Origin of the sequence: Streptomyces albospinus (assembly GCF_014648695.1) — a bacterium.
In the GTDB taxonomy this organism is placed as follows: Bacteria; Actinomycetota; Actinomycetes; order Streptomycetales; family Streptomycetaceae; genus Streptomyces; species Streptomyces albospinus.
Genome location: NZ_BMRP01000040.1, coordinates 17,512 through 42,172 on the forward strand (window position 1 = coordinate 17,512; position 24,661 = coordinate 42,172).

Annotated in this window: 17 protein-coding genes and 2 tRNA genes; 13 read left to right on the forward strand and 6 right to left on the reverse strand. The window is 73.0% G+C overall.

Annotated features, from left to right (window positions below; translation table 11 throughout):
• The first annotated feature begins 26 nt into the window (after positions 1 to 26).
• Positions 27 to 113 (forward strand) — tRNA-Ser (locus tag IEZ17_RS33310).
• A 91-nt stretch (positions 114 to 204) separates the two neighbouring features.
• Here the strand turns inward: IEZ17_RS33310 and IEZ17_RS33315 are convergent.
• A complete protein-coding gene (locus IEZ17_RS33315) occupies positions 205 to 585 on the reverse strand; it encodes a DUF8825 domain-containing protein (protein WP_189306761.1) in 381 nt (126 codons plus the stop codon).
• 201 nt (positions 586 to 786) lie between these two features.
• Between IEZ17_RS33315 and IEZ17_RS33320 the strand changes: the two genes are divergently transcribed.
• Complete coding sequence (locus IEZ17_RS33320) at positions 787 to 1,317, forward strand: GNAT family N-acetyltransferase (RefSeq protein ID WP_189306762.1); 531 nt, start codon at positions 787 to 789, stop codon at positions 1,315 to 1,317.
• Between the two features lie 192 nt (positions 1,318 to 1,509).
• A complete protein-coding gene (locus tag IEZ17_RS33325; protein ID WP_189306763.1) occupies positions 1,510 to 2,274 on the forward strand; it encodes a methyltransferase domain-containing protein in 765 nt (254 codons plus the stop codon).
• 46 nt (positions 2,275 to 2,320) lie between these two features.
• On the opposite strand, the gene IEZ17_RS33330 is transcribed toward IEZ17_RS33325, so the two are convergent.
• Positions 2,321 to 3,163 (reverse strand): bifunctional DNA primase/polymerase, encoded by an 843-nt coding sequence (locus IEZ17_RS33330; RefSeq protein ID WP_229852878.1) that lies wholly within the window; start codon positions 3,161 to 3,163, stop codon positions 2,321 to 2,323.
• A 687-nt stretch (positions 3,164 to 3,850) separates the two neighbouring features.
• Between IEZ17_RS33330 and IEZ17_RS33335 the strand changes: the two genes are divergently transcribed.
• From IEZ17_RS33335 to IEZ17_RS33365, 7 genes are all read left to right on the forward strand, one after another.
• Positions 3,851 to 4,153: a hypothetical protein gene (locus tag IEZ17_RS33335; RefSeq protein ID WP_189306764.1), complete on the forward strand. Its 303-nt coding sequence runs from the start codon at positions 3,851 to 3,853 to the stop codon at positions 4,151 to 4,153.
• 256 nt (positions 4,154 to 4,409) lie between these two features.
• Complete coding sequence (locus IEZ17_RS33340; protein ID WP_189306765.1) at positions 4,410 to 5,615, forward strand: acyl-CoA dehydrogenase family protein; 1,206 nt, start codon at positions 4,410 to 4,412, stop codon at positions 5,613 to 5,615.
• A 32-nt stretch (positions 5,616 to 5,647) separates the two neighbouring features.
• Positions 5,648 to 6,658 (forward strand): bifunctional MaoC family dehydratase N-terminal/OB-fold nucleic acid binding domain-containing protein, encoded by a 1,011-nt coding sequence (locus IEZ17_RS33345; RefSeq protein ID WP_189306812.1) that lies wholly within the window; start codon positions 5,648 to 5,650, stop codon positions 6,656 to 6,658.
• Positions 6,658 to 7,758, forward strand: a complete 1,101-nt coding sequence (locus IEZ17_RS33350; protein WP_189306766.1) for an acyl-CoA dehydrogenase family protein — start codon at positions 6,658 to 6,660, stop codon at positions 7,756 to 7,758. Before IEZ17_RS33345 ends, IEZ17_RS33350 begins: the two co-directional genes overlap by 1 nt.
• 83 nt (positions 7,759 to 7,841) lie before the next feature.
• Positions 7,842 to 8,285, forward strand: a complete 444-nt coding sequence (locus IEZ17_RS33355) for a MaoC family dehydratase (protein WP_189306814.1) — start codon at positions 7,842 to 7,844, stop codon at positions 8,283 to 8,285.
• Entirely contained in the window at positions 8,282 to 9,445 is a 1,164-nt protein-coding gene (locus tag IEZ17_RS33360) for a lipid-transfer protein (protein ID WP_189306768.1), read from the forward strand. The genes IEZ17_RS33355 and IEZ17_RS33360 overlap by 4 nt, the downstream gene beginning before the upstream one ends.
• Positions 9,446 to 9,642: 197 nt before the next feature.
• Positions 9,643 to 10,179: a SigE family RNA polymerase sigma factor gene (locus IEZ17_RS33365; RefSeq protein ID WP_189306770.1), complete on the forward strand. Its 537-nt coding sequence runs from the start codon at positions 9,643 to 9,645 to the stop codon at positions 10,177 to 10,179.
• Positions 10,180 to 10,254: 75 nt separating this feature from the next.
• On the opposite strand, the gene IEZ17_RS33370 is transcribed toward IEZ17_RS33365, so the two are convergent.
• On the reverse strand, positions 10,255 to 11,025 hold the full coding sequence (locus IEZ17_RS33370; RefSeq protein ID WP_189306772.1) for a response regulator: 771 nt from the start codon (positions 11,023 to 11,025) through the stop codon (positions 10,255 to 10,257).
• Positions 11,022 to 15,494, reverse strand: a complete 4,473-nt coding sequence (locus IEZ17_RS33375) for a HAMP domain-containing protein (RefSeq protein ID WP_229852873.1) — start codon at positions 15,492 to 15,494, stop codon at positions 11,022 to 11,024. The genes IEZ17_RS33370 and IEZ17_RS33375 overlap by 4 nt, the downstream gene beginning before the upstream one ends.
• Before the next feature lie 197 nt (positions 15,495 to 15,691).
• Between IEZ17_RS33375 and IEZ17_RS33380 the strand changes: the two genes are divergently transcribed.
• Together IEZ17_RS33380 and IEZ17_RS33385 are read left to right on the forward strand one after the other, a co-directional pair.
• Positions 15,692 to 17,542, forward strand: a complete 1,851-nt coding sequence (locus IEZ17_RS33380; RefSeq protein ID WP_229852874.1) for a SpoIIE family protein phosphatase — start codon at positions 15,692 to 15,694, stop codon at positions 17,540 to 17,542.
• 202 nt (positions 17,543 to 17,744) lie between these two features.
• On the forward strand, positions 17,745 to 19,400 hold the full coding sequence (locus IEZ17_RS33385) for a long-chain fatty acid--CoA ligase (protein WP_189306776.1): 1,656 nt from the start codon (positions 17,745 to 17,747) through the stop codon (positions 19,398 to 19,400).
• Positions 19,401 to 19,451: 51 nt separating this feature from the next.
• On the opposite strand, the gene IEZ17_RS33390 is transcribed toward IEZ17_RS33385, so the two are convergent.
• Together IEZ17_RS33390 and IEZ17_RS33395 are read right to left on the reverse strand one after the other, a co-directional pair.
• Entirely contained in the window at positions 19,452 to 23,528 is a 4,077-nt protein-coding gene (locus IEZ17_RS33390; RefSeq protein WP_189306778.1) for a PAS domain-containing protein, read from the reverse strand.
• 191 nt (positions 23,529 to 23,719) lie between these two features.
• The gene (locus IEZ17_RS33395) at positions 23,720 to 24,232 is read right to left on the reverse strand and encodes an SSI family serine proteinase inhibitor (protein ID WP_189306780.1); all 513 of its coding nucleotides are present in this window, start codon (positions 24,230 to 24,232) and stop codon (positions 23,720 to 23,722) included.
• A 243-nt stretch (positions 24,233 to 24,475) separates the two neighbouring features.
• Here IEZ17_RS33395 and IEZ17_RS33400 point away from each other — a divergent pair.
• Positions 24,476 to 24,566, forward strand: a tRNA-Ser gene (locus IEZ17_RS33400).
• Positions 24,567 to 24,661 lie beyond the last annotated feature (95 nt).

Below are 24,661 nucleotides of genomic sequence, written 5' to 3' on the forward strand. Positions count from 1 at the left end.
CGCGACACCGCACTCCGGTGCCGCGGGGAGGCTTGCCCGAGCGGCCTAAGGGAACAGTCTTGAAAACTGTCGTGGCGGCAACGCCACCGTGGGTTCAAATCCCACAGCCTCCGCAGAGGTCGGCGAATCGGCTGGTCGGAAGGGGTGTCCGAGGAATCGGGCGCCCCTTCTGTCGTTCCGTGGTCCGGGAGGGGCACGCGGCGCCTACGTGGCGCCCTGCTCCTGCTGCTCCTGGGGAGCGGGGGCGTCGGCGTCCTGGAGGTGTTTGAGGGCGGCGCGGGCGTTGGGGGCGTCGTCGCAGGTGGTCCAGTAGTCGTGGGTGACCACGCGTGTCGACAGGTCGAGTTGGCGGGCGCGCAACGTGTCGACCTCGGCCTGTTCCTCGTCGTTCCAGCCGGGGGAGTCGGCCCGTTCGGTCTCGTGGAAGTGACCGTTTTCCTTGGTGTGGGTCCAGCCGGGCAGCGGTGCGACCGACCACGGCAGCCGCTTGTAGAGGGCGGCGAGCGCGGCCTGGGCCTGGTGCAGCTCCAGCTGGGCTTCCCGCAGGTCCTGGGGGAAGTCGTAGGTCTTCTGCTTGTCAGCCACAGCCGAAGGATACCGCTCATTCGTTCGAATCCTGGGAGGGTGCGGGCGTGGCGGCGGATGTCGCTCGGGTGGTGGGGGTGCGGGGAGGGGCGGGCGATACCGTGGGTGAGCGGTGTCGGCACGGGGCGCGATACCGGTCGAGTGGTCGTCGTGCCGAAGCGCGGTGCCGAACACGTGGTGCTGAGGGCGGGAAGTGCTGGTATGGGTTCGCGGAGGTCCGGAATACGGGGTGGGGCCCGGGACGGTGCCCTCGTCATACGGCGGGCCGTGGAGCGGGACGCCGGTCGGCTGACGCGGATGGTGCGCACGTCGGGGGCGTACGAGGCGCCTTATGCGGCAATGGTGGACGGGTATCGGGTGGGGCCCGACTACATCTCCGCGCACCGGGTTTTCGTGGCTGCCGAAGGCGAGCGCGGCGACGGCGAAGTCATGGGTTTCTACGCGCTGATGGTGGATCCGGTCGCGTCCGCGGAGCTGGATCTGCTTTTCGTGGCGGACCGGGCGCAGGGGCTGGGAATCGGCCGGCTGCTGATCGAGCATCTGCGGGGCGAGGCGCGGCGGGCCGGTGCCGGCAGCGTGCGGATCGTGTCGCATCCGCCGGCCGAGGGCTTCTACCGGAGCGTGGGGGCGCGGCGTATCGGGACGGTGCCGGCGAATCCGCCGGCGGTGGCCTGGGACCGGCCGGAGCTGGCGCTGTCGGTGGGGCCGGTGCACGCGGTGGAGTCGGCCTGAGCGGGGGCTGATCCACCGGACGGGCGCGGAGTGGGTTCCGACGAGGAACGCTGCAACGCTGCCTGATGTGGGGTGCATTCCGGTCGTGGGCCGCTGTCCGGTCGTGGATCGCTTTTGCTCCGCGTGCCGGTCCGCGTGCCGCTCCGCGCAATTCGCCGGCGGGGGAGATGTTCTGCGGGGGATCGTGCGGGTATGGAGCGATCTTTCGAGGAATTGGTGGCGGAGGCCGACGCGGTTTCCGTGGCGGGCTGGGACTTCTCCTGGCTGGAGGGGCGGGCCACGGAGCAGCGGCCTTCGTGGGGCTATCAGCGGCGGCTCGGAGAGCGGCTGGCGCGGGCGTCCGCCGCGCTCGACATCCAGACCGGGGGCGGGGAAGTGCTCGCCGGGGCGGGCGCATTCCCGCGGGTGATGGCGGCCACGGAGTCCTGGCCGCCGAATGTCGCCAGGGCGACGGCGCTGCTGCATCCGCTGGGGGCGGTGGTGGTGGCCGATGAGGACGAGCCGCCGCTGCCGTTCGGGGACGCGGCATTCGATCTGGTGACCAGTCGCCATCCGGTGACCGTGTGGTGGGACGAGATCGCCCGGGTGCTGCGGCCGGGCGGTACGTATTTCTCCCAACAGGTCGGCCCGTCCAGCGTGTTCGAGCTGGTGGAGTACTTCCTGGGGCCGCAGCCGGAGGAGGTGCGCCGGGCCCGGCACCCCGACCGTGCGCGGCGGGATGCGGAGGCGGCGGGGCTGGACGTGGTCGAGGTGCGGGAGGAGTCGCTGCGGACCGAGTTCTTCGACATCGGGGCGGTGGTCTACTTCCTGCGGAAGGTGGTGTGGATGGTGCCCGGGTTCACGGTCGACCGGTACCGCGACCGGCTGCGGGAGTTGGACGCCCTGATCCGGCGTGAGGGCGCCTTCGTGGCGTATACGACACGGTTTCTGATCGAGGCGCGGAAGCCGGGGGCGTAAGGCGGCGGGCGCGGGGCGGGGTGTGCGGGCGGGTGTGCCGAGGCGGTCAGCGGGGCTCGTGGTGCGCCGCCGACGCGAGGGTGGCGCGGGCCTCGTCCTCGGGCAGTCCGGTGTGGCGGGCCGCCGCGAGCAGCCGTTCGGCGAGCTCCCGGCCGAGCCCGGACTCGTAGGCGCGGCAAGCGGCCCAGAAGAGGCGGGCGTTGCGCTGCCCCCTGGGGGAGGCGCGGACGAAGCGTACGAGGGCGGCGGCGTGCTGCGGGTCGGCGCCGGGGGCCGCGTACGGGCCGGAGCGCGCGGGCGTGCGGCGGGAGGCGCCGAGCGGGGGCGTGAGGAGGGTGAGCAGTGCCTGCGGTACGGGGGCGGGGCGGCGCGGCGTCCCCGGGGCGAGCACGTACCGCCCGCGGGTGGTGAGCGAGCCGGGCCCGACCAGATAGCCGCCGGTGCCGCGGATGTCGATGCCCGGGGCGAGCCGCCCGACGGAGTTGGCGACGGGCGGCGCCGGCGGGCCGGTGAACCAGAGGTGCCGGCCGCCGCTCGGGGTGAGGACGGTGACGGTCGGCGGGAGCGGGAAGGCGTGCGCCTCGGCGACGAAGTGGAGGGCGGTGAGGCCGTCGGCGCCGTTCTTGGTGTCGAGGTCGACGCCGATGAGGTGGTGCGGGGGTCGGCCGCAGGCGATGCCGTAGCCGGTGGCCCAGGGGGCGGTGGCGAACATCCGGCGGACGGTGAGCGGATCGGTGCTCGCGTCGTGCACGCCGTGCCCGAGCCGGCCGCAGGCGCCGTGGCAGGGCGGCGTGCCGGGCCGGTCGTGGCCGTCGCGGTGCGGGGACCGGATGGCGGGGAGCTTGGTGCGGGTCAGGGGGATGACGGCGTAGCCGCGCTCGGCGGCCATGAGGGCGTGCGCGAGGGCGGTGTGGTGCGCGTCCGCCGGGTCGGTGGCGGGGGTGTCGCCCAGGGAGGGCCGGCGGCCGGCGGGGACGTCTTCCGGGACCTCGGAGGCGGCCAGTGTCCGGGTGCTCGGTGCGGTATGGCGGCGGGGCATGGCCATGGATCTATTTTCGTACGGACGTTCGAAAAAAGGAAGGGGGTGATCGGGGGGCGTGTGGGGTGATCGGGGAGTGCGCCGGGGGGTTGGAAGGGCGGGTGGCGCGCTCTCTCCTGGGGTGGGTGGCCGGTAGTGGATCACGAGGGCATTCGTGGGGCGTGAGTGGGGGCGTCGGGGTTTACCCGGGGTTCCTCATGCTTGCGAGGGAATCGCCCGTTGCCAGCTGGTTCGCCGGGGATTCGGTGGGCAATCCTGAGTCGCGACGTCGAGGCAGGCACCGCGGTGGTCGGCCAACTACCCGGTGAGCAAACGGAGTTCGAGGTACAGGGGTCGGTCGGGGCCCGGTGTTCGGAGGTGGATCCAGGAGATCGGGTCCAGGTCCGGATGCGCGGTCCCGCGGCCGGATCCCGTTACCGGATCCAGCAGTTCAGAACCACGTGGTGAGAGCCCCTGGGCCCGATCCGGTACGGCAGGTCCGTCCGGCCGGGGCCGGCGGTTCGGAGCCAGAGATTGCATTCCGTAGGAGGAAGAGACATGGCAAGCACCCGTACAGCCCGTGTCATTGCTGTCGCCCTCGCGCTGCCCTTCGCCGCCGCGCTCTGCACCGGCGTGGCGCAGGCCGACAACGGTGGCTTTGCGAGCAACGGGTCGAGCTCGGCCGTCACGAACCAGGTGGGGACCGACGCCGGCCGCGCAAACCTCGGAAACTCCACGACCGGCCAGCAGGTGGCCAACGGCCCCGGGGCGTCCAACCGGACCAAAACGGCCAGCGTGACCGGTCAAGGCTTCACGGTCATCGACCAGGGTGCCGACGACGACTTCGGCCAGATCCGGTGACCCCGGCCCGCCGCGCCGTGGTGCGGCGGCTGACCGGAGGGTGAGGCGAGGTACGGCGTGTGCGGACGGTGGGCTGCTCTGGGGTTCGCCGCGCGTACCTTGACAGCGAGCGGGTTTCTGACGAACAGTCAGAAACCCGCTCGCTCGTTCGTGCGCCCGGAACGGCCCGCAAGGGCTGCCGGGAGGGCCCGAGGGGTCGCAGGGGTGCGCCACGCCTCTGGCGCACGGCCGCCATCAGAAGGGGAGACCCGCCGTCGTGCACCTCGCCCCCACCTCGCGCCAGCAGCGGTTGCGCGCCGAACTCCGTACGTACTTCCGTGAGTTGATGCCGGACGGGCCCGCCGAGGATCCCGCGGCGCAGCGTGCGCTGCTGCGCCGGATCGGCGCCGACGGCATGCTGGGCCTGGGCTGGCCGGCCGCGTACGGAGGGCAGGGGCGCGGCCCCGACGAGCAGTTCGTCTTCTTCGACGAGGCGTACCGCGCGGGCGCCCCCGTCTCGATGGTCACGCTGAACACGGTCGGCCCGACCCTGATGAAGTACGGGACCTCCCGCCAGAAGGACTTCTTCCTGCCGCGCATCCTCACGGGCGAGATCGTCTTCGCGATCGGCTACACGGAACCGGAGGCCGGCACCGATCTGGCGGCGCTCCGCACCCGAGCGGTGAAAGCGGAGGGGGGAGGGGGTGCAATCGGCTCCCCGTCCTCCTCCGGTGAGGAGGGGCCCGACTGGCTGATCAGCGGCAGCAAGAGCTTCACCAGCAATGCCCACCAGGCGGACTGGATCTGGCTCGCCTGCCGTACGGACCCCGACGCCCCCAAGCACCGGGGCATTTCGATCGTCCTCGTGCCGACCGACGCGCCCGGCTTCTCCTGGACGCCCATCGAGACGGTCGGCGGGCTGAAGACCACCGCGACGTACTACGACGGCGTGCGTGTCCCGTACGGGAACCTCGTGGGGGAGGAGAACGCCGGCTGGCGGCTGATCACCGATCAACTCAACCACGAGCGGGTGGCGTTGGCCGCGATCGGGATGCAGGCCGAGGACGCGTACGAGGCGGCGCTGGCGTACGCCGGGACACCGGACGCGCAGACCGGGGAGCGGCCCGCCGGCCGGCCCTGGGTGCGGACCCGGCTCGCCGAGGCGCACGCCCGGCTGGCCGCGACCCGGCTGCTCAACTGGCGGCTGGTCGGCGATGTGGGCGCCGGCACGCTGAGCCCGGGGGACGCCAGCGGCGTCAAGTTCGCCGGGACGGAGAGCACGGTCGAGGTCTACCGGATGTGCCAGGAGGTGGTCGGCGACGCGGCCCTCATACGGGCGGGCTCCCCGGGCGCCTATGAGGGCGGCGAGTTGGAGCGGATGAACCGTGCCGCGCAGATCAACACCTTCGGGGGCGGAGTGAGCGAGGTCCAGCGGGAGATCGTGGCCACGATGCGGCTGGGGATGCGGAGGGGGCGGCGGTGAGGGAAGAGGTGCGCGAGGAGGTGCGCGAGGAGATGCGCGAGGTGAACGAGGCTGCCGGGGTGGGCGCGCACGAGCGGGCCGCCTTCGAGGAGAAGCTCAAGACCTACGAGGGCCGGGTCGCCACCACCACCGGTGCGGGCAAGGACCCCGTCAACGAGCCGATGATCCGCCACTGGTGCGAGGCGATGGGGGACACCCACCCCTCCTATCAGGGGCCCGATGGCGTCGCCCCGCCGACCATGCTCCAGGCGTGGACGATGGGCGGGCTCTCCGGGCACCAGGGGCGCAACGAGGCGCACGAGGAGCTCTTCGCGCTGCTCGACGGCGCGGGCTGCACCTCGATCGTCGCCACCGACTGCGAGCAGGAATACCTCCGTCCGCTGCGCCCTGGGGACGCGATCACCTTCGACTCGCTGATCGAGTCGGTCTCCGGGCGCAAGACCACGAAGCTGGGCACCGGCTACTTCGTCACGACCCGGATGGACGTCCGCGCGAACGGCGAACCGGCCGGGACGCACCGCTTCCGCATCCTCAAGTACGCCCCGGCGGCGCGGAGTACGCAGCCGCCCGAGGGCCCGGGGGCGGCTCCCGAAGCGGGCCGGGGCGGTCCGTCCAGGGGGAAGCGCCCGCGGCCGGTCGTCAACCGGGACAACGCCGGTTTCTGGGACGGGGTGGCCGCCCGCAAGCTGCTGATCCAGCGCTGCGGCGGCTGCGGGGTGCTGCGGTTCCCCTGGCTGCCCGGGTGCAACGCCTGCGGTGCGGCGGAGTGGGACACGGTCGAGGCGTGCGGCACCGGCACCGTCTACTCGTACGTGGTGATGCACCATCCGCCGTTCCCCGCCTTCGAACCGCCGTACGCGGTGGGGCTGATCGAGCTGGCGGAGGGCGTGCGGATGGTCAGCAACGTCATCGGGGTGCCCTGCGACGAGGTGCGCATCGGGATGCCCGTACGGCTCGCGTTCCTGGCGGTGGACGGGGAGTGGGAGCTGCCGGTGTTCCGGGCGGACCCGGCCGGGGGGAGCACCGGGGGAGGCGAGGGCTGATGGACTTCACACCTACGGAGGAGCAGCGGGCCGCGAGCCGGCTGGCCGCGGAGATCCTCACCGACCTGTCCACACCGGAACGGCTGGCCACTCTGGGGACGGCCGCCGACGCCGAACTGTGGAAGGCCCTGTGCGCGGCCGGACTGCCCGCCGCGGTCGAGGAGATCGGGCTGCTGGGGCTGGTGCTCCTGCTGGAGGAGCAGGGCCGGACGACCGCACAGGTGCCGTTGGCGGCCGGCTGCGTGTACGGGCTGCTGGCCGTGGGCGCCTACGGGAGCGAGGAGCAGCGGGAGCGGTTGCTGCCGGGGCTGCGGCGGGGGGAGGAGGTGGCCGCGGGGGCGTTCGTACGGGGTGCCGGGGGACCGCGGGCCGCGGGCGTACGGGCCGAGGTGGTCCGTCCCGTTGCCGGGGCGGGGCCCGGCGCCCCCGTGCGGGGGCTGCTGTCCGGTGCCGTGCCGGTCGTTCCCTGGCTGTGCGCGGCGACGCTGCTGCTGGTCCCGGACGCGGAACGCCGGCTGTGGCTGGTACCGGCCGCCGGCCCCGGCGTCGTCATCGCGCCGGTGGCGACGACCGCGCCCTGGTCGGCGGGGCGGCTGACCCTGGCGGACGCCCCGGCCGAACTCCTCGGTGACGAGGGCGGCGGCCGTGCCTACGAGGGCGTGCTCGCCGCCGCCCGGACGGCCTTCGCGGGCCTCCAGGCGGGGGTGTGCGCGGGATCGCTGGCCCGCGCGGTGGCGCACACCACCACCCGTGAGCAGTTCGGCCGCCCGCTCTCCACCAACCAGGCGGTGCTGCTGCGGGCCGCCGACGCCTACATGGACACCGAGGCGATCCGGCTCACCGCCTATGAGGCGGCCTGGCGGCGGGACGCGGGGCTGGACGCCGGGACGCATGCGCTGACCGCCGCCTGGTGGGCTTCCGAGGCGGGTACCCGCGTCGTGCACAGCGGTCAGCATCTGCACGGCGGCATCGGCGCCGATGTCGAGCACCCCGTACACCGGCACTTCCTCTGGGGGCGGCAGCTGGCCGCGTACCTCGGCTCGGGTGCCGAACTCCTGGAAGAACTGGGCGATTTGCTGACGAAGGAGGACCGGGCGTGACCCTCCCTGAGAGCGATGACACGGGCACGAGCGGCGGTACGGGCGCACGCGCTGTGAGCCCTGCCGGCCCCGCGCGCACCGACCTGGCCGACCCCGCCGCTCCCCTCGCCGCCCCGGGCGACGAGCTGCCACCCCTGACACTCCCCGTCACCCGCACCCTGATCGTCTCCGGGGCCATCGCCTCGCGGGACTACCAGGACGTGCACCACGACGCCGAGGCGGCCAGGGAGAAGGGCTCCCCGGACATCTTCATGAACATCCTCACCACCAACGGGCTGGTCGGCCGCTACATCACCGACCACTTCGGCCCGCGGTCCGTCCTGCGCAAGGTCGCCATCCGGCTCGGCGCGCCCAACTACCCAGGAGACACCATGGTGTTGCGCGGTACGGTCACCGCCGTCGACGGCGATACCGCCCACGTACGGGTCACCGGCGCCAACGGCCTCGGCCACCACGTCACCGGCACCGTCGTCGTCACCGTTCCCGTACAGGCCCCCGCCTCCGAGGACCGGGCGGGCACGCGATGACGCTCCACCGCCCCGACGCGCTCGGCGGCCGGGCCGCCATCGCCGGCATCGGCGCGACCGAGTTCTCCAAGGACTCCGGCCGCAGCGAACTCAAGCTCGCCGTCGAGGCGGTGCACGCCGCCCTGGACGACGCCGGGCTGGCCCCCGCCGACGTCGACGGCCTGGTCACGTTCACCATGGACACCAACCCGGAGATCACCGTCGCCCAGGCGGCCGGCATCGGCGAGCTGTCGTTCTTCTCCCGGGTCCACTATGGAGGCGGTGCGGCCTGCGCCACCGTCCTCCAGGCGGCCCTGGCGGTCGCCGCCGGCCTCGCCGAGGCCGTGGTCTGCTACCGCGCTTTCAACGAGCGTTCCGGCCGCCGCTTCGGCTCCGGTGTCCAGCAGCGCGAACCGTCCGCCGAGGGCGCCGCGCTCGGCTGGAACCTCCCCTTCGGACTGCTCACCCCCGCCTCCTGGGTGGCGATGGCCGCCCAGCGCTATCTGCACGCCTACGGTCTGACCCCGGACGCCTTCGGCCCGGTCGCGGTCACCGACCGCCGCCATGCCGCCCGCAATCCGGCCGCGTACTTCTACGGGAAGCCCATCACCCTCGCCGACCACGCCGCCTCCCGTTGGATCGTCGAGCCGCTGCGCCTCCTGGACTGCTGCCAGGAGACGGACGGCGCGCAGGCGATCGTGGTGACGTCCGCCGAACGCGCCCGCGACCTCCCGCACCCGCCCGCGCTGATCACGGCGGCGGCGCAGGGGGCCGGCCGCGCCCAGGAGCAGATGACCAGCTTCTACCGCGACGACCTCACCGGCCTCCCCGAGATGAACGTCGTCGCGCGCCAGCTCTGGCGCACCTCCGGGCTCACCCCCGCGGACATCGACGTCGCCATCCTCTACGACCACTTCACCCCGTTCGTGCTGATGCAGCTGGAGGAGTTCGGCTTCTGCGGCCCGGGGGAGGCTGCCCGCTTCGTGGCCGCGGACAGCCTCCCGCTCAACACGCACGGCGGTCAGCTCGGCGAGGCGTATCTGCACGGGATGAACGGCATCGCCGAGGCGGTGCGGCAACTCCGCGGCACCAGCGTGAACCAGGCCGGCGCCCCCGCCCACGCCCTGGTCACGGCCGGTACGGGCGTCCCGACCTCGGGTCTGGTCCTGGGACGGGGGTAGGGCGTGGGCGGTCTCCGGGACCTCGTGGGCGCCGCCCGGCCGGAAGGCCCCGGCCGCCGTGCGGTCCCTAGGGGAACGACGGCCCCGCTCCCCCCTGAGGAGGTGGGGCGGGCCCTACCCGTACAACTTGAGGGGGACGCCGCTTCGGCACCTGGGGCCGATCCATCGGGACCGCCCTCGCTTCTAGCGTTGAGCCCATGACCACGTCTGTGTGCACCAGCGCTTCGACCCCCGCTGGGTTCCCGTCGTTCTCCTCCTACGTACGGGCCCGGGGACCGGTTCTGCTGCGCGCCGCGCGGTCCCTGTCCCCGAACCCGAACGACGCGGAGGACCTGCTCCAGACCGCGCTCACCAAGACCTTCGTGGCCTGGGAGCGCATCGAGGACCACCGCGCGCTGGACGGCTATGTCCGCCGCGCGCTGATCAACACCCGCACCTCCCAGTGGCGCAAGCGCAAGGTGGAGGAGTTCGCCTGCGACGAGCTCCCGGAGCCGGACCCGACGCCGGTGCCCGACCCGGCCGAGCTCCAGGGGCTGCGGGATGCCATGTGGCGGGCGGTGATGCGGCTGCCCGCCCGGCAGCGGGCGATGGTCGTCCTGAGGTATTACGAGGACCTCAGCGAGGCCCAGACCGCCGAGGTCATGGAGGTCTCGGTCGGTACGGTCAAGAGCGCCGTCTCCCGCGCGCTGGCCAAGCTCCGGGAGGACCCGGAGCTGGCCATGATCGGGGCCTGACCCGCCGAATCGTTCCGTCCCCGCTCCACCGGGCCGGTTCCGGCGACCGTCGCGCCGCCGCGCCGCCGTACGCCGCTACGAGCTGCGGTCCACCAGCAGCCGGCCCACCGCGTGCTCCAGGGCCGTGATGCGGTCGGCCAGTCCGGCCTGCTCGGTGTCCTTCGCGTCGCGCAGCAGGAGTTCGACCTGGGCGAGCTGGCTGGCGATCTCGGCGAGGCGGGCGGTTTCGTCCTGGTCGGTGGGAGCGGCCGGAGCGGTGGCAGCGCCGGCAGCGGCCGAAACGGCCGGAGGAGGGGGCAGGGGGGCGGCGCCCGGTGCCCCGGGCGCGGGCTCCGGCGCCGTTGCGAGGGACGCCGCGGGCGGCAACGCGGAGTCGGCCGGCTCTCCGGCGCGCTCCCCGGACGTCGTCAGCAGGCGCTTCAACTGCTCCGCCTGGGCGGCGAGTTGGCTGTTCTTGCGGTGCAGGTCGAGGAAGACGTTGACCTTGGTGCGCAGAAGCCAGGGGTCGAAGGGCTTGATGAGGAAATCGGCGGCGCCGACCGTATAGCCGCGGTAGGCGTAATTCGGGTCCACGGAAGCGCCGGTGAGCAGGATGATGGGGACGTCCTTCGTCTGGTCCAGGCCCTTGATGTTGGCTGCCGTCTCGAATCCGTTCATGCCCGGCATCAGAACGTCGATGAGGACGACCGCGAATTCCTCGCGGAGCATGGCCTTGAGGGCTTCCTCACCGGAGCGGGCGCGGACGACTTTCTGGGTGAGGGAGCCCAGTACGGCTTCGAGGGCGACGAGGTTCTCCTCCATGTCGTCGACGATGAGAATGCTCGATGTCTCCTGTGGTGGTGTCATGACTGCTGCCCTGCCGTTCCCTCGTCGTCGGTGCCGGCGACGGTGTCGGAGGAGGGAGAATCCGGGGGTTGCTCGTTGGTTTCCGGGAGGTGCGCGCTGCCGTCGGCCGCGGGGGCGTCCGACGCGGGAGTCGCAGGGTCCGCCTTTGCCGCTTCGGCCATCGCCGCATCGGACAGACCGGAATCCGGCCGGGGGGCCGCGAAGGGGCCGTTCGCCGGATCCAGCAGTCCGCAGATCACCGACAGCAGCCGGTCCACATCCACCGGTTTCGGGATGTAGTCGTTGGCCCCGCTCTCGATGGCCTTTTCGCGGTCGCCCGGCATGGCCTTGGCGGTGAGCGCGACAATGGGAAGGTCGGCGAACCGGGGGGTCCGGCGGATGGCCCGGATCATTTCGTAGCCGTCCATTTCCGGCATCATGATGTCCATCAGGACCAGCGTCACATCGGGTGCCCGGTCGAGGACTTCCAGGCCCTCGCGGCCGTTCTCCGCGTATTTCACGCTGATGCCGACCCGGCCCAGTACGTGCGTCAGCGCGAAGACGTTACGGATGTCGTCGTCGACGATCAGAATGCGGCGGTCGGCCAGGACGCGTCCGGCGCGTCCGCTCAACCAGTCCTTGAGCCGGGTGGTCTCGGGCCAGGTGACGTCACCGCCGTCGGCGGGCCGGACCGTCGTACGGGGAGCGGGGCTCTCCTGGTTGGGGAAGACGTCGCCGTGCCGCCGGGTGAGGGCGGGGGGCGGGCCGGAGAGCTGCTCGGCCAGCACCGGGCGGCCCAGGGCTTCGGTTCCGGCGCCCGCCGCGGCCGTCTCGCCGCCCGCGCCCGCCGCGCTCACCGCGCCGCCCGGGAGGGTGCCCGCGCCCGGCTGCGCCCCGCTCTCCACCGGCCGGGCCGCGGCCGTCGGACCGGGCGCCGGGAACGGCCCGGTGTAGTGCGCGGGCACATAGAGCGTGAAGGTCGATCCGACGTCCACTTCGCTTTCCGCCTTGATCCGGCCGCCCAGCAGCGCGGCCATGTCCCGGCTGATGGAGAGGCCGAGGCCGGTGCCGCCGTATTTGCGGTTGGTGGTGCCGTCGGACTGCTGGAACGCCTCGAAGATCCCGTCGAGTTTCTCCGGAGGAATTCCGATTCCGGTGTCCTTGACGGACATGGCGATCACGGCGTCGGCGGTGCGCAGCGACTCCTCTTCGAAATCGTCGCCCGGTACGCGTTCCACGATCAGTTCGACGCCTCCGGTGGAGGTGAACTTCACCGCGTTGGAGAGCAGGTTGCGCAGGATCTGCTGGAGGCGCTGCTCGTCGGAGAAGAGTTCCTCGGGGACGTCCTCACCGACCTTGACCTCGAAGTTCAGGCCGCGGTCGACGGTGAGCGGGCGGAAGGTGGCCCGGACGTAGTCGAGCAGCTTCTTCAGCGGCAGGGCCTTGGGGTGGACGTCCATCCGGCCCGCCTCGATCTTGGAGAGGTCGAGGATGTCGTTGATGAGCTGGAGGAGGTCGGAGCCGGCGCGGTGGATGGTGACGGCGAATTCCACTTCCTGCGGGGTGAGATGGCCTTCCGGGTTGTCGGCGAGGAGGCGGGAGAGGACCAGCAGGGAATTGAGCGGGGTGCGCAGCTCGTGCGACATGTTCGCCAGGAATTCCGACTTGTACTGGGAGGAGGTCGCCAGCAGTGCGGCCTTCTCCTCCAACTCGGCGTTGGTGAGCTGGAGTTCGTCGGAGCGCTGGCGCAGCTCGGCGGTCAGCCGCTGGGATTCCGACAGCAGGGATTCGGTACGGGAGTTGGCGATGATGGTGTTGATGGAGACGCCGATGGTGTTCACGAACTGGTCGATGAAGGCGAGGTGCACCTCGCTGAAGCGGCTGAAGGAGGCCAGCTCGATCACGCCGAGCACCTGGTCCTCGAAGAGGACCGGGAGGATGACGACGCTGGCCGGGGCCGATGCGCCGAGCCCGGAGCTGATGGTGATGTAGTCCGTGGGCACGGCCTCGACGAGGATGCGCTTCTTCTCCATCGCCGCCTGGGTGATCAGGCCCCAGCCGGGGGTGCCCATCCGCAGCCGCGGCAGCGCGCGGCGGCCTTCGGGCCGGCCGGTCCCGTACCCGGCGATCAGCTCCAGCCCCTCGCCCGGCTCGGCCCCCGCCTCGGCCAGGAAGAACGCGCCGAACTGGGCGTTCACCAGCGGCGTCAGCTCGCGCAGGATCAGGTCCGCGACCTCGACCAGATCGCGGTGGCCCTGCATCAGACCCGCGATACGGGTGAGGTTGGACTCCAGCCAGTCCTTGGCGCGGGTGGTCTCGCGCAGGTTGGCGACCATCAGGTTGACGTTGTTCTTCAGGGCGGCGACCTCGCCCTGGGCGTCCACCGTGATCGACCCGGACATATCGCCCTGGGTGACCGCGCTGGCCACCTCGGCGATCGCCCGCACCTGCGTCGTCAGGTTCAGCGCCAGCTCGTTGACGCTGGTGGTCAGCTGCTTCCAGGTCCCGTAGACGCCCTCGACCCGGGCCTGGCCGCCCAGCTGGCCCTCGCTGCCCACCTCGCGCGCCACCCGGGTCACCTCGGAGGCGAACGAGGAGAGGGTGTCGACCATCGTGTTGATGGTCGTCTTCAGCTCCAGGATCTCGCCGCGGGCGTCGACGTCGATCTTCTTGGACAGGTCCCCGCGGGCGACGGCGGTGGCCACCTGGGCGATGTTGCGGACCTGCGAAGTCAGGTTGTCCGCCATGGAGTTGACGTTGTCGGTGAGGTTCTTCCAGACGCCGGACACACCGTGGACCTGTGCGCGACCGCCCAGCCGGCCCTCCGTACCGACCTCGCGGGCCACCCTGGTGACCTCGTCCGCGAACGCCCGCAGCTGCTTGACCATGGTGTTCACGGTGTCCTTGAGCTCCAGGATCTCGCCGCGGGCGTCGACGTCGATCTTCTTGGACAGGTCGCCGTTGGCGACCGCGGTGGTCACCTGGGCGATGTTGCGGACCTGCGAGGTCAGGTTCAGCGCCATGGAGTTGACGTTGTCGGTGAGCTCTTTCCAGACCCCGGACACGCCGCGGACCTGCGCCTGGCCGCCCAGGTTGCCCTCGGTGCCGACCTCGCGGGCGACCCGGGTGACCTCGTCGGCGAAGGCGGAGAGCTGGTCGACCATGGTGTTGATCGTCGACTTGAGCTCCAGGATCTCGCCCTTGGCCTCCACGGTGATCGTCTTGCCGAGGTCGCCCTCCGCGACGGCGGTGGCGACCTGGGCGATGTTGCGGACCTGGGAGGTCAGGTTGTCCGCCATGAAGTTGACGCTCTCGGTGAGGTCCTTCCAGACCCCGGACACGCCGCGGACCTGCGCCCGGCCGCCCAGCCGGCCTTCGGTGCCGACCTCGCGGGCGACCCGGGTGACCTCGTCGGCGAAGGCGGAGAGCTGGTCGACCATGGTGTTGATCGTCGACTTGAGCTCCAGGATCTCGCCCTGCGCGTCGACGGTGATCTTCTGGCTGAGGTCGCCGTTGGCGACCGCGGTGGTCACCTGGGCGATGTTGCGGACCTGCCAGGTCAGGTTGGACGCCATGAGGTTGACGTTGTCGGTGAGGTCCTTCCAGACCCCGGACACGCCGCGGACCTGCGCCCGGCCGCCGAGCTGCCCTTCGGTGCCGACCTCGCGGGCCACCCGCGTCACCTCGTCGGCGAAGGCCCGCAGCTGGTCGACCATGGTGTTCACGGTGAGCTTCAGCTCCAGCAGCTCACCGGTGGCCTCGACCGTCACCTGCTGGGTCAGATCGCCGCGGGCCACCGCCGTCGTCACCACCGCGATGTCCCGCACCTGCGCCGTCAGCCGCGACGCCATGGCGTTGACCGCCTCGGTCACGTGCAGCCAGTCGCCGGACAGCCCCTGGACCTTCGCCCGGCCGCCCAGCCGGCCCTCGGTGCCGACCTCGCGGGCGACCCGGGTGACCTCGCCGGTGAACAGCGAGAGCTGGTCGACCATGCGGTTCACGCCGCTGCCCAGGCGGCGCAGATCGCCGCGGAGCTGGCGGTTGCCGTCGTGCAGGTCGACGTGCCGGGTCAGATCGCCGTCCGCGACCGCGTCCAGCACCCGGGTGGCCTTGGCGACCGGGACCACCAGCGCTTCCAGCACGGTGTTGGCCGCCTCGACATTGGTCGTCCAGCCGCCCTGGCCGGGGCTCGCGCTGATCCGCTCGTCCAGCCTGCCCTGCCGGATGACCTCGTGGCGTACGCGCTGGAGCTCGGCGGCGAGATGGGCGTTGCGCGCGACGATCTGGGAGAAGACGCCGGTCATGTCGGCGAGGACGCCGTCGGTCGGGGCGCCGTCCTGGGGGCGCTCCACCTGCGCGGTGAAATCGCCGTCCCGCAGGGCGTTCATGGCAGCGAGCAGGGGGCGCAGCTCGCTCGTCCGCACCCACTCGCCGTCCGGGCGGGGAGCAGGGGGAGGAGCCGACCTGGGGCGGGTCGGGTCGAGCGCCATGGCACACCATCCCCCCATGGTCGAGATCGATCTGATACGGAGCCTGTAAGGAGCCTTCGAGCTGATCCGGAACTGATCCAATTGGGCGGATATGTCATAGTATAAAGCGCCTCGTAATTGGACCTTCCCCCAGCACGCCAGGGGGCGCAGTGGCACCGCTGTCCCCACGCACGACGGTTCCCCAGGACACCGAAACGGTGTCCCGCAAAGGGCTGCCGGCGAACCAGCTGGCAGCCGCCGGGGCGCGCCGGTTCGTCCGTACGCTGCTGACGGAACGGGCGGCGGCACCGGACGCCGCACCGGGCGCCGCGGCCATCAGCCAGGAACTCATCGACCAGGCCGTGCTCCTGGTGAGCGAACTGGTCACCAACGCCGTCATGTACGCCGGGACCGAGATCGACGTCACCTGCCGGCTGGAGTACGGGAGCAAGCCCGCCGCGGGCGGCGCGGCGGGGCAGCGCGGCGGGACCGCTCCGCGCTGCCCCGCCACCGTCGCCGTCGTCCTCGAAGTCTCCGACCGGCACCCCTCCCGCGTCGTACGCGGCGGGGTCGACGCCCGCGGCGGGGAGCCCGGCTACGGCCTCCAGCTCGTCAGCGCGCTCGCCGAGTCCTGGGGCGTGACCTACCGCAAGGCGACCAAGACGGTGTGGTTCCGGCTGGAGGCCACCGAGGGGGTGCGCGGGATCGAGCACGTCACCTCGGGGCCCCGCCCGCACGCCGCCGAGACCCCCGTGAGCGCGCCCCGCGGCCATGGGCGCCCGCGGCACGGCCACGCCTCCGAATGGGCCGACCGCGGCGGCCCGTCCTTCCTCGCCGAGACCAGCGAACTGCTCGCCGGCCAGCTCGACCAGGACATGGTCACCGCGCTCGCGGCCCAGCTGCTGGTGCCGCGGCTCGCCGACTGGTGCGCGATCTGGCTGAGCGTCGAGGGCGGCGGGATGCAGCTCTCCCGCGTCTGGCACGTGGACGAGCGGCGGATCGCCCCGCTCCGCGCCGACCTGGAACGCGACCCGCCCACCGACATCGTCCGCACCGCCGGCACCCCCTGGCCCTGGCCGGAATGTGCCGGTGCGGCCCCCAGTGGCGGGTCGGCACTGGCCTTCCCGCTGGTCGCCCGGGACACCGAGCAGGGCGTGCTGCTGCTCGGCCGGGCGGGCCAGCTGAAGATGACCGACACCGTCGTACGGATGGTGGAGGACGTCGCGCGCCGGGTCGCCCAGGCCGTCTACACCGCCCGCCAGTACACCCGCCAGACCACCATCAGCCTGGCCCTCCAGCGCCGCCAGCTGCCCGCGTCGCTGGCCAGCATCGTCGGCGTGGACACCGCGATCGTCTACGAGCCGCACGGCGAGGGGCAGACCGTCGGCGGCGACTTCTACGACATCTTCCCGATGGGCGAATGCCGCTGGTGCTTCCTCCTGGGGGACGTGCAGGGCAAGGACCCCGAGGCGATGTCGGTGACCGGGCTGGCCCGCCATCTGGTGCGCCTGCTGGCCCGTGAGGGCCATGGCGTGGAATCCGTCCTCGGGCGGCTGAATCTGGCCATGGCCGAGGAGAGTGCCGAGGCGGTGGAAATCGGCGGCGAACAGGCCAGCTCCCGCTTCCTGAGCCTGCTGTACGGCGAACTCGCCGTCGACTCCGGCGTCCCCGGGGCCCGCTGCACGGTGGCCAGCGCCGGCCATCCGCCACCGCTCCACATGTTCACCGACGGCACCGTCGAGCCCGCCTCCGATCCGCAGATGCTCCTGGGCATCGACGAGGGCACCGAGTACCACGCCAGCACCTTCGCCCTCGCCCCCGGCGAGACGCTGCTCTGCGTCACCGACGGGGTCACCGAACGCCGGTGCGGCAACTGGCAGTTGGACGACAACGACGGGCTGATCGAGGTGCTGCGCGAGGGACTCGGCCTGGGCGCCAAGGCCCTCGCGGAACACGTGCGCCGGGCCGCCCACGACTTCGGCACCGGACCTGTGGAGGACGACCTCTCGGTGCTGGTCCTCCAGGCGGTGACCCCGAAGACGGACCCGGCGGCGGACCCGGAGGCGTAGCGCCGGTCCCGGACGGTCCGCCGCCGCATCGGCGGGGCCGCAGCTCACCGCCGCCCGTCGGGGTCATCCTTTCGAGCGACACGATCCCGGCCGTTTCCGGGCTCGTGGGGTAAAGAACACGCCACACAGGCGTGACATACCCGGCGGTATGCCTCGACAATCGCAGCACCACTACCCGCCCGTAACAAGCGGAGGCAACCCGGTGCTCAGCACGATGCAGGACGTACCGCTCACGGTCTCGCGAATCCTGGCCCACGGATCGACGGTCCACGGCACGGCACAGGTGATCACCTGGACCGGCGAGGCCGAGCCGCACCGCCGCACCTTCGCCGAGATCGGCCGCCGGGCCGCCCAGCTGGCGCACGCGCTGCGCGACGAGCTCGGCGTGGCCGGCGAGGAGCGGGTCGCCACGCTCATGTGGAACAACGCCGAGCACATGGAGGCGTACCTCGGGATTCCCGCCATGGGCGCGGTGCTGCACACGCTCAACCTGCGGCTGCCGGCCGAGCAGCTGACGTGGATCGTCAACCACGCCGAGGACCGGGTCGTGCTGGTCAACGGGACGCTGATCCCGTTGCTCGCGCCGCTGCTGCCGGAACTGCCCGCGGTGGAGCACGTGGTCGTCGTCGGCGGGGGCGGCGACCCGGCACTCCTCGCGGACCCCCGGGTACGGGTGCACGTCTACGAGGAGCTGATCGCCGGGCGGCCGGAGCACTACGACTGGCCGGAGATCGACGAGCGGGAGGCTGCGGCGCTCTGCTACACGTCCGGGACGACCGGCGACCCCAAGGGCGTGCTGTACAGCCACCGTTCGCTGTATCTGCACTCGATGCAGGTGAACAGCGCGGAGGCGTTCGCCCTCAGCTCGCGGGACATCACGCTGCCCGTGGTGCCGATGTTCCATGTGAACGCCTGGGGGCTGCCGCACGCCGCGTTCATGGCCGGTGCCTCGCTGCTGATGCCGGACCGCTTTCTCCAGCCCGCGCCGCTCGCCGAGATGATCGAGCGGGTCCGGCCCACCATCGGCGCCGCCGTACCGACCATCTGGCAGGGCCTGCTGGCCGAACTCGACGCCCACAAGCGGGACGTGGCCTGTCTGCACACCGTCGTCATCGGCGGATCGGCGTGCCCGCCGGCCCTGATGCGCGGATTCGAGGAGCGGCACGGGATCCGGGTCGTGCACGCCTGGGGCATGACCGAGACCTCGCCGCTGGGCAGCGTCTCGCACCCGCCGGCCGGGGTGAGCGGCGAGGAGGAGTGGGCCTACCGCGCCACCCAGGGCCGCTTCCCGGCCTCGGTCGAGGCCCGGCTGATCGGCCCGGGGGGCGAGGAGCTGCCCCGGGACGGCGTCGCGGCCGGCGAGCTGGAGGTGCGCGGACCGTGGATCGCGGGTGCGTACTACGGCGGCGCACAGGGCGAACCGCTGCGCCCCGAGGACAAGTTCAGCCCGGACGGCTGGCTGCGCACCGGCGACGTCGGGACGATCACCGCGGACGGCTATCTGACGCTGACCGACCGGGCCAAGGACGTCATCAAGTCGGGCGGCGAGTGGATCTCGTCGGTCGAGCTGGAGAACCATCTGATGGCGCACCCGGGTGTCGCGGAGGCCGCCGTGGTGGCCGTACCGGACGAGAAGTGGGGCGAACGGCCGCTGGCGACCGTGGTCCTGACGGACGGTAAGCCGATCACGTACGAGGAGCTGCGGGCGTTCCTCGGCGAGCGGATCGCGCGCTGGCAGCTGCCCGAGCGGTGGGCGATCATCCCGTCGGTGCCGAAGACGAGCGTGGGGAAGTTCGACAAGAAGGTGCTGCGGCGGCAGTACGCGGACGGCGAGCTGGACGTGACCCATCTGGGGTGAGCCGGCCCCTGAGGGCGGTGCGGGCCGGGACGTCCCGGCCCGCACCGGCGGTCAGTTCGTGCCGATCTTGGCCAGCAGGTCGACGATCCGGGCCTGCACCTCGGCGCTGGTGGAGCGCTCCGCCAGGAACAGCACCGTCTCCCCGGCGGCGAGCCGCGGCAGCTGGGCCGGGTCCATGTCGGCGGAGGTGTAGACGACCAGCGGGGTGCGGTCGAGCAGCCCGTTGGCGCGCAGCCAGTCGACGATGCCGGCCCGGCGGCGGCGCACCTGCATCAGGTCCATGACGACGAGATTCGGCCGCATCTGCGTCGCGAGCGCGACCGCGTCGGTGTCCGCGCCGGCCCGCGCGACCTGCATCCCGCGCCGCTCCAGCGACGCCGTCAGGGCGCCCGCGATGGCGTCGTTCTGCTCGATCAGCAGCACCCGCGGCGCAACGTCCTCGCCGTCGCGCGGGGCGAGCGCCTTGAGGAGCACGGCCGGATCGGCACCGTAGGCGGCCTCCCGGGTGGCCTGCCCCAGACCGGCGGTGACCAGGACGGGCACCTCGGCCGCGCCCGCGGCCTGGCGCAGCGACTGGAGCGCCGTGCGGGTGATCGGCCCGGTCAGCGGGTCGACGAAGAGCGCCGCCGGGTACGCGGCGATCTGCGCGTCCACCTCCTCGCGGGAGTTGACGATCACCGGGCGGTAGCCGCGGTCGCTGAGCGCCTGCTGGGTGGAGACGTCCGGCGCCGGCCAGACCAGCAGCCGGCGCGGGTTGTCCAGCGGCTCCGGCGGCAACTCGTCGTCCATCGGCGGCTGCTGATGCTCCATCACCTCTATGGCGCCGTTCGGGCCGTCCAGCGGCTCGGGCCCCTCGCTGCCCTCGTCGGGCGCGGAGATGGCGAACGCGCGGCCCTCGCCGACGCCCATGAGATGCGGCTGCGGCCCCGACTGGGGCTTGGACTGCGGCTTGGCGGGCGGCTGCTGCCCGGCGGGCGGCTGGGGCGGCTGGGCGCCGGCGTGCGGACGCGCCTCACTCGGGGTGCCCTCGGCGGGCGTACCGCGCTCGCCGTCCCGCGGGGGCGCGGCGAGCTTGCGGCGCCGGCCGGAACCGGCGGAGGTGCCGCCGGGCGGCGTGCTGCCCGTCGGTGCGGCGCCGGGCTGCGGTGCCGGACGCTGCGGATCGGCGAGCTGCTGGGCGAACGGCACGCCCTGGCCGAGCGTGCGCACGCTGAAGGCCCGGCCCTGAGAGGCGTCCGCCTCGGCCGGCGGCAGCGGCTGCCGGTGCGGGTGAACGGTCGGCGGACCCTGCGGGGGCACGGGGGCGGCGCCCGGTGCGGGCCGGCCCGCACCCTCCTCGGCGGGGCTGGGGCGACCGCGCCTGCGGCCCGTGGGGGCGGGCGCGCCGGGGCCGCCCTCGGGAGAGGGGGCGATGCCGGGCGCCGCGCCGGTGGCCGTACCGGTCGCCTCGGCCGGCTGCGCGACAAGACCCTCGGGGCCCGCCACGAACGTGCCGGACGCCGCGGCGTCGGCCATCGCCGCCGCCGCACGCTCCTCGGCCGCGGCCCGCCGGGCCCGGCGGCGGCCGGTCGGCTCGGCCGGCGCGGTATCCCAATCGCCTTGTGTTTCAGGGGAGTTGACGGCGGGCTCCGGCTCGCTGCCGGGCTGCGCGCCGGGCACCGGCTCGGGTCCGCCGGCCACCGGACGGCGCGCCCGGCGGCGCCCCGTACCGGCACCGTCCTGCGGGCCGGCGGACTGCGCGGGCGGCTGCCCGGCGACCGCGGGCAGCGCCGGCACCGGCTGCCCGGCCCGGTCCTGTGGATTCTGGTCCGCCGCGGCGGGCGGCAGCGCGAACGGCGTACGCGGCCCGGCGGGCGGCTGCGCCGCGGAACCACCGGGCTGCTGCGGCGCGTTCGGGCCCGCGGCCGTGGCGTCGGCCCGGCCGGGCGCCTCGGCCAGCGCCCGGCGCGCCCGCCGGCCCGCCGACCCCGAACCCTGCGGCTGTCCCGGAAGCTGCCCCTGGGCCGGCCCCTGCGGCTGTACCGGCCCGAGAGCCGGCGCCACCGCCGGCGTCAGCCCGTGCCCCGGCGCCCCGGCGGGCTCCAGCGCGGGGGCCGGACCGGCACCCGGCCCCTGCCCCGGACGCCCGGAAGTCGCCGGTGCCCCGGACGGCAGCGCGGGCAGCGCGGCCCGGCCCTCCCGCGCCGGCCGCGCCCGGCGCCGGCCGCTCGGCGGCACCGCCTCGGCCCCCGCCATGCCCGACGGCAGCCCCGCGCCCTGCGTACCGTCTCCCGCGGGACCCTGCACGGCCCCGGCGCCCGTACCGCTGCCCGGCGCCTGCTCCGCGCCCGAATGCCGGGCCCGCCGGCGCCCGGTCGGCTGCCCGGCGCCCGTGGCGTCCTGAGCGCCCGCGAGCGGCTCCCCGGCCCCGCCGGTGCCGCCGCCCTGCCCGCGGCCGTCCGTCCCGGGCACGCCCGCGGCGGTCACCGGGGCGCCGGTGTCCCCGCCACCGGCCTTGCCCCCCGCAGCGTCCTCGCCGTTCTTGCCGTTCTTGCCGTTCTTGCTGTCCTTGCTGTCCTTGCTGTCCTTGCCGTCCTCGCCGCCCGCCGCCGGCTCGTCCGACGCCGCGTCGTCCACGAGCACCGGCAGCTCCAGCACATACGCGCTGCCGCCCGCACCGGCGCCGCCCGGCACCTCGTGCGTCTGCATCAGCCCGCCGTGCAGCCGTACGATCCCGCGCACCAGCGGCTCATGGACCGGATCGCCGCCGCCGAACGGCCCGCGCACCTCGATCCGTACGACCTCGCCGCGCTTGGCCGCCGCCACCACGATCGTCGAGTCACCGGCGACCTGCCCGGGACGGCCACCCGCCCCGACAGCGGCCTCACCGACCGGCATCCGCCCCGTGGAGTCCACCCCCGCGACATCCGCGATCAGATGCGACAGCGCCTGCGCCAGCCGCTCCGGGTCCACCAGCGCCGCTATCGGCGGCGCATGCACCGCGAACTGCGCCCGCCCGGGCCCGATCAGCTCGATCGCGCCCTCCACACCGGCCGCGACCACCGCGTCCAGCGAGACCTTCGAGCGGTTGAGCTTCTCCGTGCCGGAGTCCAGCCGCTGGTAGCTGAGGACGTTGTCCACCAGCGTCGTCATCCGGGCGTGCCCGGCCGCGAGATGGTGCAGGATCTGGTTCGCCTCGGGCCACAGCTGGCCCGCCGGGTCGGAGGCGAGGGTGCCCAGCTCTCCGCTCAGCTCCTCCAGCGGCCCGCGCAGCGACTGCCCCAGCACCGCCAGCAGCTGTGCGTGCCGCGCCGCCAGCGCGTCGTACGGCCGCCGGTCCGTGAACGTCATCACCGCGCCCACGAGCTGATCGCCGTCCCGCACCGGCGCCGTCGTCAGGTCGACGGAGACCGAACGGCCGTCCTTCGCCCACAGCGCCTGCCCGCGCACCCGGTGCTTGCGCCCGGACTTGAGGGTGTCGGCGAGCGGTGTGTCCTCCCACGGGAGCACCGAGCCGTCCGACCGCGAGTGGTGGATCAGCGGATGCAGCGACTTGCCGCCCAGCTCGCTCGCCCGGTAGCCCAGGATCTGCGCGGCGGACGGGTTGACGAGGACGACCTTGCCCTCGGAGTCGACGCCGACGACACCCTCCGCCGCGGCCCGCAGGATCATCTCGGTCTGCCGCTGCTGGCGGGCCAGCTCGGTCTCGGTGTCCAGCGTCCCGGTCAGGTCCCGCACGACGAGCATCAGCAGCTCGTCGCCGGTGTAGCCGTTGCGGTGGTCGGCGTACGCGGCCTCGAAGGCGGACTCGTACGGGGTGCGGCCGTCCTCCAGATTGGCGCTGGTCACCTCGACCAGCAGCTCGGTCCCGTCCGTGCGCCGCGCCACCATCCGCGTCGGCTTCGTCCGGCCCTCGACCTCCTCGTCCCGGCGCCGCATGGAGCCCGGGATCCGCTTGGAGTCGAAGGACGGCAGGAGGTCGAGCAGACCGCGTCCGACGAGGGCCGTGCCCGGCGCCTCGAAGGTCTCCAGCGCGATGGTGTTGGCGTTGACGACCGTGCCGTTGCAGTTGACGAGCAACAGCGCGTCGGGGAGGGCGTCGAGTATGGCTGCGAGGCGAGCAGCGCCTCGGGATGGCCTGCTGCTCACGACGACGCTTCCTCCCTGTTACCGCACCTTGCCGACCCGCCGGGCGGGTCGCTGGGATGGAGTCTACGGGCACTTCCCCGCGACGCGGAGGCGGATGACGGCGAGGTTATGCCGCGCCGGTGCGCGACTCACCGCACGCCCGACATGTGCCCCTCGTCCTGACCTGGCGCGCTACTACGGCACGAACCGGGTCATGAAACGGTCGACGGGAGCATGGGTTCGAAGCGGCCCCAGCGTTCGATCTCACACCCATTGGTGCGCCGGAAGTCGGCGTTGACGGGGCGCCCGGCCCAGGTCCCGCTGACATGCGCCTTGGCCGGACCGCCGTACATCATCGTGCACCGCGCCCCCTGCGGTACGGGGGCGAACGGGTCGCGGCCCCAGCGCGTCATCTTGTCGAGCCTGGCGCAGGCGCCCGCCGCGTCGAAGTGGGTGCCGCGGGCGGGGTGGCAGTAGAGCTCGAAGGTGCCGTCCGTGCGGTCCGAACCGGAGTCGGTGACGGTGACGCTGAGGTGATCGGCGCGGTCCCGGGCGCGCATGTGGTGCCCCGCGCCCGTCATGCCCTCCACGGAGCGGTGGTGCGGCAGCGGGATCGGGGCAGCCGCGGCGGCGGGCGCCAGGGCGAGCGCGGAGACGACAGTCACGGCGGCGGTGGCAGCGGCGGTGGCCGCGGCGAAGAGGGACGACGTCCGGCGATACGGCATCACGGGCTCCCGGGAGGCGAGTGCGGGGCGGTACCCGGTCGGTACGCACCCGGGGCGCACGACACGCGGATCGCCGTACGGCCCCGACACTCCTAACGCGCAGCCGCCCCCGACGTTGCGCCGCAGGAACGTCTTTGCCGGGTGGCCCGCGGGCCTAGTACCGTAGGGGGCGATTGGTGACAGCCCCTGGAGCTGTGCCATCATCTGGACACGCCACAGCGCGCTTGCGCGTGTGAGGCGTGTGGAGGCGTCGCCTAGTCCGGTCTATGGCGCCGCACTGCTAATGCGGTTTGGGTCTTACCACCCATCGAGGGTTCAAATCCCTCCGCCTCCGCTCTTTCTTCCGCTCCGGGCCCTGATCGATCACGATCAGGGCCTGAGTCTTTTTATCCCCTTCCCGGGCCCGGGCCCTTCGCCCCGGGACGACCC